Source organism: Neisseria sp. P0021.S006 (assembly GCF_051956895.1).
In genome coordinates, this window is the sequence record NZ_JBQCWZ010000111.1 from 1 (window position 1) to 2,735 (window position 2,735).

Annotated in this window: 2 protein-coding genes and 1 pseudogene; 1 reads left to right on the plus strand and 2 read right to left on the minus strand. The window is 49.0% G+C overall.

What is annotated here, in order from left to right; translation table 11 throughout:
• Positions 1–745, minus strand: a pseudogene (locus tag ACTHUM_RS11230) (outer membrane insertion C- signal); the annotation flags it as partial.
• Between the two features lie 309 nt (positions 746–1,054).
• Here ACTHUM_RS11230 and ACTHUM_RS11235 point away from each other — a divergent pair.
• The gene (locus ACTHUM_RS11235; RefSeq protein WP_440402904.1) at positions 1,055–2,062 is read left to right on the plus strand and encodes an IS5 family transposase; all 1,008 of its coding nucleotides are present in this window, start codon (positions 1,055–1,057) and stop codon (positions 2,060–2,062) included.
• 180 nt (positions 2,063–2,242) lie between these two features.
• Here ACTHUM_RS11235 and ACTHUM_RS11240 read toward each other — a convergent pair.
• Positions 2,243–2,735, minus strand: a 493-nt coding sequence (locus ACTHUM_RS11240) for an NAD(P)H-hydrate dehydratase (protein WP_440402905.1), incomplete at its 5' end; no start/stop codon positions are given.

Here is a 2,735-nt window from a genome sequence, read left to right on the forward strand (position 1 = left end):
TCGCGTCGCTCAGGGCAGTTACTTCATCACCGATGTCGTTAACTTTTTTACCCATGTCGGCAGTGTATTTTGCCAATTCTTCGAAGTCAGCTTTATCGGCTTTAGTTTCGATTGCTGCTGTGTTGGCATCAATATCTTTACGGTTGGCTTCCAAAGCCTCAGTTGCTTTCAGACCTGCTTGTGCCAAGTCAACGATGTCTTTATCCAAGCTGGCAATCGCATTATTGAAGCCTTCGTTAGCTTCTTTTTGCTCTTCCAATGCTGCTTTATTAGCATTTACATCTGCGCTGATGGCGTTAACAACTTCTGCAGTTTTTACCAATGCTTCGCTGTTGTCGTTGACGGTTTCAGTCAAGTCACCCAATGCCTCATCGTGTGCAGCTACAACTTCTTTCAAACCCAATCCGCCAAAGCCGTCAGCTTCAACATCTGCTTGTGTAGCTTCACGGACGGTTTTGCTGCCATCTTCATTAGTAGCGACGAAGTTGCTGCCGGCAGCAAAGCCATTAACTGCCTGCTCCAGCTCCATAGTTTTCAACAACAGGGCTGAACTCTCCTTGTCAAAAGTGAATTTCCCAGTATCTTGATCGAATTTGGTGTTTTCACCAAAAACGGTCTGAAATGCCATAGCATTTTGTGCCTTTTCGGGAATTGAACCCAGATCTCTTTCAGCCGCGCCCGCTGCGCTGCTTACCACAGCTGCCGCAATAGCCAAACTCAATGCTTTAACGTTGAATTTTTTCATGTTTTTTACCTTTTTGTGGTGGGTGTAGGGACGTTATTCAAGATTCTCTTTCCCCGTAAACTGAAAAAGGGACACCGCATGGTCTTAACGGTGATAGTCACTTGAAGAAAGTTGCACCCTCCATTGTAAAAAAATGAAATTTAAATGCAAGTATTCTGTATAGATTTTTCACATATCATGAAAATATGTTGTACATATACATCATTCGGATAAGATGCAAGGAGCACAAAAAATAACGCAAATAGAGACCTTTGCAAAATCCCCCCAAAAATCCCCTAAATTCCCACCAAGACATTTAGGGGATTTCTCATGAGCACCTTCTTCAGGCAAACCGCACAAGTCATGATCGCCAAGCACATCGACCGCCTCCCATTGCTAAAGTTAGATCAAGTGATTGATTGGCAACCGATCGAACAGTACCTGAACCGTCAAAGAACCCGTTACCTTAGAGACCACCGCGGCCGCCCCGCCTATCCCCTGTTGTCCATGTTCAAAGCCGTCCTGCTCGGACAATGGCACAGCCTCTCCGATCCCGAACTCGAACACAGTCTCATCACCCGCATCGATTTCAATCTGTTTTGCCGTTTTGACGAACTGAGCATCCCCGATTACAGCACCTTATGCCGCTACCGCAACTGGCTGGCGCAAGACAACACCCTGTCCGAATTATTGGAACTGATTAACCGCCAACTGACCGAAAAAGGCCTAAAAGTAGAGAAAGCATCCGCCGCCGTCATTGACGCCACCATTATTCAGACCGCCGGCAGCAAACAGCGCCAGGCCATAGAAGTCGATGAAGAAGGACAAGTCAGCGGCCAAACCACACCGAGTAAAGACAGCGATGCCCGTTGGATAAAGAAAAACGGCTTATACAGACTTGGGTACAAACAACATACCCGTATCGATGCGGAAGGCTATATCGAGAAACTGCACATTACCCCCGCCAATACCCATGAGTGCAACCACCTGTCGCCTTTGCTGGAAGGTATAGCCGAAGATACGACCGTCTATGCCGACAAAGGCTATGACAGCGCGGAAAACCGGCAACATCTGGAAGCGCATCAGTTGTTAGACGGCATTATGCGCAAAGCACACCGCAACCGTCCGCTGACGGAAGCGCAAACCAAACGCAACCGATATTTGTCGAAGACCCATTATGTGGTCGAACAAAGCTTCGGTACGCTGCACCGTAAATTCCGCTATGCCCAGGCAGCCTATTTTGGTCTGCTCAAAGTGAGTGCGCAAAGCCATCTGAAGGCGATGTGTTTGAACCTGTTGAAAGCGGCTAACAGGCTAAGTGTGCCTGTTGTCGCCTAAAAGGCGGCCGGATGCCTGATTATCAGGTATCCAAGGGGGATTAAGGGGGTATTTGAGTAGAATCAGTGGATATTTGAAATAAAAACAGCCGAAAACCTGTGTTTAGGTTTCGGCCGTCGGGTAAAAGGGAGTTTTTGCAAAGGTCTCGGCCTGTGATTTGTATTTGCTATATAGACGGCATTATTCTTTTGATAAAATATTGCGCAGCCATCGGGCGGCAGGTGCGATTTCTCCGGCAAGCATGCCGGTTTCGCTTTGGCTGCTGTGTTTGATGACATCGGCTGCCGCTCCGTGCAGCCATACGCCGGCGCAGGCGGCTTGGAATGTCGGAATGCCTTGCGCCAGCAGGCTGCCGATAATGCCGCTCAAGACATCGCCGCTGCCTGCAGTGGCCAAACCGGCATTGCCGCTGGTGTTGGTATAGACTATGCCGTCTGCCGTGGCCACCAATGTATGATGGCCTTTCAATACGACGGTCGCGCCATATTTACGGCTGATTTCGGTCACGGCTTTTTGCCTGTCGGCCTGAATTGATTGGGTATCGGTGCCGAGTAAGCGTGCGGCTTCGGCCGGATGAGGTGTCAGGACGATATGTTTGTACGATTTGAGGCGTTCGGTTAATTCGGAAGAGCGGGCAAGCAGTGTCAGGGCATCTGCATCGAGCAATAAAGGC

What these genes read in the sequence shown, in the direction of transcription:
- ACTHUM_RS11235 (WP_440402904.1), top strand. Translation starts at nt 1,055, where the DNA reads ATGAGCACCTTCTTCAGGCAAACCGCACAAGTCATGATCGCCAAGCAC.